This window comes from Rhodopirellula sp. JB055 (assembly GCF_043100905.1).
GTDB lineage: Bacteria > Planctomycetota > Planctomycetia > Pirellulales > Pirellulaceae > Rhodopirellula.
In genome coordinates this window covers 1-7,940 of sequence record NZ_JBICHO010000401.1, presented here as the reverse complement: position 1 = coordinate 7,940, position 7,940 = coordinate 1, and the positions used below count along the sequence as shown (strand labels likewise).

Sequence of the window (7,940 nt, the reverse complement as noted above, 5' to 3'; positions counted from 1 at the left end):
CCAAAGATTGGCTTGACCACCACGTCGCCACCAAGATGATCGAAGGCCTGCATGGCAGCCGCCCGCGATTGCACCACGTGGGTCACCGGGGTAGAGATGCCCAGGGATTGAACTCGAGCCAGTGTCGCATACTTGTCGATCGCAAGCTCCAAAGCACTTGGCGGGTTGATCAGCGTGGTCGCCCCGGTGTTGCCCCGTGCTCGCACCAAGTCATGCAGCACAGCCAACCGAAACGTGATCTGTTCCAACGAACCCGCTGGCATGGTGCGCGTCAAGATCGCACCGAATTCCGACAAGGACCGCTCGCGGGAATCCGTTCCATCGTGCAACTGACACCAAGCCGTCGAGCCCGACCGAGTCGCATCTCGATCGCCCTGGCAAGGAAGACGCCCTCGCAAAGTTTCGTAATCCGCAAAGTGCAATCGCACGGAGTGACGAGACGCAGCGGCATGAAGTTCCTTCAAATGCCACCCCAGCGTCGCAGCCCGGCCGAGCGGCTGGGAACGGGATGATCCAGACGTCGCGTCACGACCGCCGAGCACCAACACATTTGCTCGACTCATAGCCCAAACGATTCTCGCAGAACGTCATGGTTCAGTTGGCCATGACGCCAAGACCTGCCCGTCTGCAACGAGTGAATGGTGACCTGCGCTGGACTGAACAGCATTGGATCAACACGATAAAAATCGTAATCATACTGTTTAAAAATTTTCGCGAACGGTTGGCCGTGATCCTTCGACGACTCACTGGGAACCTGTGCCGCGACACTCTCAATCAAATCGTCCTCGGCATCCATCCAAAGGGTCACGCGAGCCCCATACAACATCGCGTCGTTGGTTCGCCCGATGCCATTCACTGTGTCACCCACTTTGGCAGGAGGCGGCAGGGGTGCGTCGCCATGAGCTGACACCACGCGGGTCATATCAAATTCCAAGGCATGCAGTTTATGCAGAGCCGTCTCAACGCTTCGCGAAACCACTTGGGCACACCCCGCAATGCTGAAGCTCGGCGCAATCGCCAAACACATGCGACTCGCATCGACGCCGCACTCCTCTGTCATCGCATGAATCACCTCCGTACCAGGCAACGTCGCTGATTCGAGAACTCCGACGGCAAAATCGTCCTTGGTTGCTGGCCGAGACAATTGCAGCTGATCCAGCATCGCCTCTTTCCCGCGGAGCGATCGCATCGGACCGCTCGCCATCGCGAAGTAGTCGCCCACCGAAACCGGCCACCCCGCATACTGACCACCCAGGCACGCTCGCACGGGATGGTCGGTTTGGATCGAAACCGCCAGTCCAGTAGGAGCCTGCAACGATGTGGGCGAATACGAAACGGTTGCCAGGTCCCCTAAACAAAGTCGAGCCAACCCTAAACCGGCCGCCAACGACCCGCGGCAGTGAATTCCCGCGTCCAAAACGCGAGCCCCGGCAATCGACAACTTCTCGCAATTCAGCTCCGCCGCAGCCCCCCAGAGCGACTCAAAGCAGTCGTGAGCCATCCGGAAAAGGCCAGGATCGGAAACGGAACGGGGCGGATCATTGGAACGAGCGGCATTCATCCCACCAATCTAACGCCCCCTCCCACAATTGACGATTGGCCCTGAAGTCTTGCGCTTTACCGCAACCCCGCACATTTTGAACCTAAACTGTAGAGCGGGCCAAAGCCCGTTGCCCCTGCCCCCAAACGAGACAACACGATGTTTTTAAAGCCCACCTTGGCGACCACGCCCCTGGCCGCTGCAATGCTGGCCGCTGCTCTCACGAGCGGCCTTTTCGGACATTTTTCCGCCAACGCCGCAGATTCCACCGTCAAAACAAGGAAAACCGGCCCAGAGGTCGGCCAACTGGCCAAGGACTTTCAACTCGAGGCGGTGGCAGGCAAACGATCCGGCGAAGTCAAACTCAGTGACCTCACAGGCGATGCCCCCGTCGTGATTGCGGTCCTGCGCGGGTTCCCGGGCAGCCATTGTCCGGCTTGTGCCGGCCAGGTCGCCGACTTGGTCAAGCACGCACGTCATTTCCGGCAACGAAACATCGAGGTCCTGCTGATCTACCCAGGTCCCGCCGCAGCACTCAGATCCAAGGCCAAAGATTTCCTCCAAGGCTCCAAGCTGCCGTCCCCCTTCACGATGCTTTTGGATCCAGACTACGCTTTCACCAACGCGTACGGGCTTCGTTGGAACAGCCCTCACGAAACCGCCTACCCGACCACCATCGTGATCGGCAAAGATGGCAAAATTGATTTCGTGAACATCAGCCGCACCCATCGAGGTCGCACCGCAGCGACCACCGTCTTGGATCAATTTTGACTTTGCCACCCGAATCGGCCGCCTGGCTGCTTGACATCTCAGGGGCCTCAGCCATCGAAGAGGTTCAGCATGTCCAATCGCTCTGGAGCGGTTACGGACAAATCCTGCGAGTCCAGCTGAAACAACCGAGTTGGCCGGACCTCAACCGATCCACAAACGCACCACCGGCGACCAGCGTCATCGTCAAACAGATCTCGCCGCCCAACTCAACCGAACAGGGCGGCGCTCACCCGCGAGGCTGGAACACCTCGCAATCTCACCGCCGCAAACTGCGATCCTATCAAGTCGAGTCGGCCTTCTACGCTCACCACGCCAGCCGATGCGACGCGTCTTGTCGAGTCGCAAACTGCCTCGCCCAAACCGAGTTGCCCTCCGGCCAAATCATCGTCCTGGAAGATCTGAATCAAGCTGGCTACCCGATCCGGCACCACAGCCTGAACGCTGAGGCAGTGAACCAAGGCCTGCAATGGCTGGCCAATTTCCACGCTCGATTCCTGCACACGCGAGACACAGCGGCCCCCTTCAACGACCTGTGGCCCATCGGAACCTACTGGCACTTGGCCACCCGCCCCGATGAATTTCAAACGATGCCAGAAGGCCCATTGAAACAAGCCGCCGCTGCGCTGGACGCCAGTCTCAACGAGTGTGAGATTCAAACGTTGGTACACGGCGATGCAAAAGTCGCCAACATGTGCTTTGCCACTCACGCAGGCCAACCTCCTGCCATGGTCGATTTCCAATACGTCGGTCGTGGGTGCGGCATGAAGGACGTCGCGTACTTCCTCAGCAGTTGCGTCAGCGAATCGAATTGCGAGCGAAACGAATCGGCCTATCTCGCGACCTACTTCGAATCTCTGCGAGACGCAATGTCAACTCACGGCATCGAACCAATCGAATTCGCGGCAGTGGAAAAATCTTGGCGTAAACTGTACCCGATCGCCTGGGCGGACTTCGTTCGCTTCCTCGAAGGCTGGTGCCCTGGGCATGCCAAACTCACCGGGTACTCCCGACGAATGACCAACGAGGCACTGGAACATGTGGGTGACGACCACATGCCTTCGTCGAATGACTAGACTTCATCGAACGAAGCCACGTTGGGCGGCCCCTCTGCTAACTCTCCCCTGGAATCCTGCGACATGTTGACCCGATCTCTCCTTTCCATGGCATTGCTTTCGATTTGCGTCGCTGCCACGCCACGAATCGGTCTGGCCGAAGAAACCTCGCCTCCCAACGTCGTCTTCTTCCTGGTCGATGACCTTGGCTACATGGACATCGGCGCCAACAACCCGGACACGTTTTACGAAACACCCAACATCGACCGCCTGTCGCAATCGGGAATGCGATTCACGGACGGTTACGCGGCCAACCCAGTCTGCAGTCCCACTCGGTACAGCATCCTCGCGGGCAAGTATCCCTCTCGCGTCGACGCGACCAATTTCTTCACCGGCACGCGTCCGGGCAAATTCCGCCCCGCCCCGCTGAACAACCGAATGCCACTGGAAGAAATCACCCTGGCCGAATCACTCAAGGCAAACGGCTACGCCACCTTCTTCGCCGGCAAATGGCACCTTGGCCCCTCCGAAGAATACTGGCCTGAGCACCAAGGGTTCGACGTCAACCAGGGCGGCCACAACGCCGGTGGCCCCTACAGCGGAAAACGATACTTCTCGCCGTTTGAAAACCCGCGTTTGGAAGACAACACCACCGGAGAGCACCTGCCCGCCCGACTCGCCAAAGAAGCCTCGAAGTACATTGAGCAGCACAAGGACGAACCGTTCCTCACCTACCTTTCGTTCTACAGTGTCCACACGCCACTGATGGCTCCGCCTGAACTGGTGAAGAAATACAAAGCCAAAGCCGAACGTCTCGGACTGACCGACCAAGAAGCCTTTGGCGAAGAAGAAAAGGTCTGGGGAAAACCCGACGGGAAAGGGCGCCCCGTCCGCCATCTCCAAAGCCACGCGACCTACGCCGCCATGGTGGAAGCGATGGACCAGGCCGTCGGCCGCGTCTTGCAACAAATTGACGACCTCGGCCTGACCGAAGAAACCATCGTGATCCTGACCTCCGACAACGGCGGGCTGAGCACTTCCGAAGGTTGGCCAACGTCCAATCTTCCCCTTCGAGGCGGCAAAGGTTGGGTCTACGAAGGCGGAATCCGCGAGGCATTCCTGATCCGGGCTCCTGGAATCACCAAGCCCGGGACGACCAGCGACGAACCTGTTTGCAGCATCGATTTCTACCCAACCATCTTGGACCTCTGCGGACAAACCGCGCCCCAGCAACAACAACTCGATGGCGTTTCGCTCCAACCGCTGCTGCGTGGCGAAGAATCACTGGACCGAGATGCTCTTTACTGGCACTACCCACACTACAGCAACCAAGGCGGCTTCCCAGGCGGAGCCATTCGCGAAGGCGACTGGAAATTGATCGAGCGATACGAAGACGGCCGAGTCCACCTCTACAACCTCAGCGAAGACATCGGCGAACTGAACGACGTCGCTGACCACCACCCCGAACGAGTGACCGCAATGCGCGACCAACTTCACCGCTGGTACAAAGAAGTCGACGCGAAATTCCTGCAACCCAAAGACGGGCAACAACCCTGGCAACCATTTGAAGACTGAGCACCTGCGGCGAAGAAGCCGCACGGCTCGGCTTCACCGCCCGGATTTTTCAATTTTCAATTTCACCTTTTCAATGCATCTCCCGTCGCTGCCCGCCACCTGTCACCGCTCCGCGGATTTTCAAACGCCCCGGTACCGACAACCAACCACGGAGCGATGACCGTTGGGAACACGGCCTGAACAACTGCCGGCACTCCGTGGCTTTTCTACCTTGAAGACAACACCTTACGGTCGCGACGCACCCTGTTTCCGCTTCCGATACTTGTTCGGGTTGTCGGCCTGCCCGGTGATCTCGTACAGGAACATGCTCGGCTTGGTCGGGCGAGGCTTGCCCCACTTGCGACGCGTCAACGCCAGAGACATCGTCAACTGATCTTGAGCGCGCGTGATGCCGACGTAACACAGCCGCCGCTCTTCGGCGATGTCTTCGTCCATCCCACCTTTCAACGTGCGACTGTGCGGCAGGATCCCATCCTCCATCCCGACCATGTAGACGACCGGAAACTCCAAACCTTTCGCCGCGTGCATGGTCAACAACCACACCGCGTTCTTCATCGCCAGTTTGTCCTTTTCGCTGCCCATCTCTTTTCCGGCCAGCGCGATGTCAGACAAGAACCCCGACAGATCAGGCTCTTCGTGTTTGTCTTCGTATGCTGCGACCGCGTTGGCTACTTCACCGATCGATGCCATCCGCGACTCACGCTCGTCCGGCTGATCGTACAAGCGTGCGATCTCGTCCGCGTACGCCGTCCGCTGTAACAAAGTCTCCAAACCCTCGCGAATCGTTTCGTTGGACAACCGCTGCTGAACATCGCCGAGCAACTGCTTCAACTGATCGATTCCTCGCAGTGCGGCCGGCGTCAGATCAGCGACTGACTCGGGGTCGTTCATCACTTGCCAAACCGGAATGCCCTTGGCAACCGCGCGATCGATCAACATCCTCACCGACTTGTTGCTCAGCCCGCGTGCGGGCGTGTTGATCACTCGCAGCAACGAAATCTCATCGTCCGGCTGATTGATCCATTTCAAATAAGCCACGATGTCACGCACCTCGCGACGATCAAAGAACGACTGGCTCCCCAACATCACGTAAGGAACATCGTGCTTCCGCAGTTCGGTTTCAAACAATCGCGGTTGCTCATTCGTGCGAAACAGAATCGCGATGTCTTTGGGCTGAATGTGTTCGTTATCGATCAAGTGCTTGATCTCACGAACGACCGTTTCCGCTTCTGCCTGCTCGTCCTTGTGCTGGACAATGCGAGGCCGCTTGCCCGTCGGACGATAAGGCTTGAGAACCTTGTCGTGACGGACCGTGTTGAAATCAATCAGCGTGTTGGCCATTTCCAAAATGGCCCCGGTGCTGCGGTAGTTGTCTTCCAACCAAACCACCTTTGCGTCCGGCCAATCCTTGCTGAAGCTAAGAATGTGAGACACGTCGGCACCGCGCCACGCATAAATCGACTGGTCATCGTCGCCGACGACGCATAGGTTTCGGTGAGCCTCGGTCAGGTGCTTGGTGATCCGGTACTGACTGCCGTTGGTGTCTTGATATTCGTCGACCAGCACATGGTCGTACTTGCTCGCTTCGCGGTCGCGAATGTCGGTGTGCTCACTGAACAACGTCTCGGTGTGCAGCAACAAATCATCAAAGTCCATCGCTCCGCGAGCACGCAAACCATTTTGGTAACGGCGATACCCTGACGCAGCAAAGTGCTCTTTGTCGGTGCTGGCAATGCTCATCGCCTGGTCCGGAAAGACCGACGCACTCTTCCAACCACTGATGATCGACAACATGTCGCTGGGTTTCAAAGCCGTGTTCGGCAGACGAAGTTCGCGCAAGATAGCCCGCGCCAGCGATTCCTGGTCACTGCGGTCGTAGATCGCGAAAGTCGCGGGAAAGCCAATCGCAGGCGCATGTTCGCGAAGGATTTTCACGCACTGCGCATGAAACGTGCTGATCATAGGCTTGGGGGGTGCCTTTTGACCGCGTTTCCGCTTTTGCTTTTTGTATCCCAGCAGATCGGCCACGCGATCCTGCATTTCACCAGCCGCTTTGTTGGTGAACGTCACCGCCAAAATACGGTTCGGCTGGACGCCGTGCTTGATCAGGTTCGCAATGCGAAACGTCACCACACGGGTCTTTCCCGTGCCAGCACCGGCGAGCACCAGGAGCGGGCCAGACAAGGTCTGCACCGCTTCGGCTTGTGGCGGGTTCAGGCCCGCAACATCAAACGTGCTCAAGGAAGAAGATTCAGCCAGATATCAATCAGGCAACGTCAATGTTGACGCGACGACCTTCGCGATCAAAACGGACTTTGCCGTCGACCAATGCGAACAAAGTGTAGTCGTTGCCCATGCCAACACCGGCACCGGGATGAAACTTCGTTCCAACCTGACGGACCAAGATGTTTCCGGCGACAACAGCTTCACCGCCGAATTTCTTGACACCACGGCGTTGCGCGTTGCTGTCACGACCGTTGCGGCTGCTGCCCTGACCCTTTTTGTGTGCCATCGAAGTTCTGCGTTTTGATCAGTGAAAAATGGTTGTAGATTTTTGAGAGGGCGAGAGATTAGCGGAACGTCCACGTGTAATCAAGTCGTCGTTCCAGCCCATATTGGTCAAGCATGTATTTTTGCTCTTCTGGATCCGAATACGCAGGCACGCCAAACCGGACGCGATCCTCCGTTTGATCCATTCCATCGCCTGGACGATAGAAATTCAACGTCAGCGCTTTTCGGCGATAAGGTGCGTCGTCACCTTCCCCGTCCTGTTCAAATGCATTCGTCAAACCGAACACGTCGATTGAGAAGAAATCCAATCCGGGTTCCACATCCACCCAAGTCGCGACTCCCCAGACACCGGGAGCATTCTCGTCAGTCGTGCGAGGGATTTTGACGGTGCTGATTTCAACGGAATTGTGCAGCGGAGCGGTGATTTGCTCGCGAATTGCGATTCGATCCAAGGCTGCGGGCAAAATCCGATCGACGTACTTTCGATCACT

7 protein-coding genes and 1 pseudogene are annotated in these 7,940 nt (G+C 57.6%); 3 read left to right on the top strand and 5 right to left on the bottom strand.

All coding sequences use genetic code 11. The annotated features are described in order from the left end of the window. On the bottom strand, positions 1-563 hold a 563-nt coding region (locus ACF8AM_RS15770; protein WP_392556552.1), incomplete at its 3' end, for a RimK family alpha-L-glutamate ligase. Then, the gene (gene mch / locus ACF8AM_RS15765; RefSeq protein WP_392556551.1) at positions 560-1,561 is read right to left on the bottom strand and encodes a methenyltetrahydromethanopterin cyclohydrolase; all 1,002 of its coding nucleotides are present in this window, start codon (positions 1,559-1,561) and stop codon (positions 560-562) included. The genes mch and ACF8AM_RS15770, both read right to left, overlap by 4 nt. Positions 1,562-1,699: 138 nt before the next feature. On the opposite strand from mch, the gene ACF8AM_RS15760 reads away from it, so the two are divergent. The 3 genes from ACF8AM_RS15760 to ACF8AM_RS15750 all read left to right on the top strand — a co-directional run bounded on the left by ACF8AM_RS15760 (position 1,700) and on the right by ACF8AM_RS15750 (position 4,938). Next, positions 1,700-2,311 carry a peroxiredoxin family protein gene (locus ACF8AM_RS15760; RefSeq protein ID WP_392556550.1) on the top strand — a complete coding sequence of 204 codons (612 nt, stop codon included), beginning with the start codon at positions 1,700-1,702 and terminating at the stop codon, positions 2,309-2,311. After that, a complete protein-coding gene (locus ACF8AM_RS15755; RefSeq protein WP_392556549.1) occupies positions 2,308-3,384 on the top strand; it encodes an oxidoreductase family protein in 1,077 nt (358 codons plus the stop codon). Before ACF8AM_RS15760 ends, ACF8AM_RS15755 begins: the two co-directional genes overlap by 4 nt. Before the next feature lie 63 nt (positions 3,385-3,447). Further along, positions 3,448-4,938: a sulfatase gene (locus ACF8AM_RS15750; RefSeq protein WP_392556548.1), complete on the top strand. Its 1,491-nt coding sequence runs from the start codon at positions 3,448-3,450 to the stop codon at positions 4,936-4,938. A 225-nt stretch (positions 4,939-5,163) separates the two neighbouring features. Here the strand turns inward: ACF8AM_RS15750 and ACF8AM_RS15745 are convergent, their stop codons facing one another. The 3 genes and pseudogenes from ACF8AM_RS15745 to ACF8AM_RS15735 form a co-directional block, all read right to left on the bottom strand. Next, a complete protein-coding gene (locus tag ACF8AM_RS15745; RefSeq protein WP_392556547.1) occupies positions 5,164-7,179 on the bottom strand; it encodes an ATP-dependent helicase in 2,016 nt (671 codons plus the stop codon). A 25-nt stretch (positions 7,180-7,204) separates the two neighbouring features. Next, entirely contained in the window at positions 7,205-7,450 is a 246-nt protein-coding gene (gene rpmA / locus ACF8AM_RS15740; RefSeq protein ID WP_392556546.1) for a 50S ribosomal protein L27, read from the bottom strand. Between the two features lie 58 nt (positions 7,451-7,508). Beyond that, positions 7,509-7,940: pseudogene (locus ACF8AM_RS15735) on the bottom strand (hypothetical protein); the annotation flags it as partial.